We start from the raw sequence: 229 nt of genomic DNA, 5'->3' as shown, positions 1-229 counted from the left end.
GATGAAGGGCATCGAGCCCTCCGCGCTCCGCGAGGTGTTCGTCGAGGTCCCGGACGTCAGCTGGGACCAGGTCGGCGGGCTCGAAGACACCAAAGAGCGGCTCCGGGAGACGATCCAGTGGCCGCTGGAGTACCCCGAGGTGTTCGAGGAGCTTGACATGGAGGCCGCCAAGGGCGTCCTAATGTACGGCCCGCCGGGCACGGGGAAGACCCTGCTCGCGAAGGCGGTC

1 protein-coding gene is annotated in these 229 nt (G+C 68.1%); it reads left to right on the top strand.

What is annotated here, in order from left to right:
* The coding region (locus EXE45_RS19135; RefSeq protein ID WP_137695211.1) for an AAA family ATPase at positions 1-229 on the top strand (229 nt) is incomplete at both ends.

This window comes from Halorubrum sp. SP9, from assembly GCF_005435015.1.
GTDB lineage: Archaea > Halobacteriota > Halobacteria > Halobacteriales > Haloferacaceae > Halorubrum > Halorubrum sodomense.
This window is presented reverse-complemented; position numbering and strand designations above follow the sequence as displayed.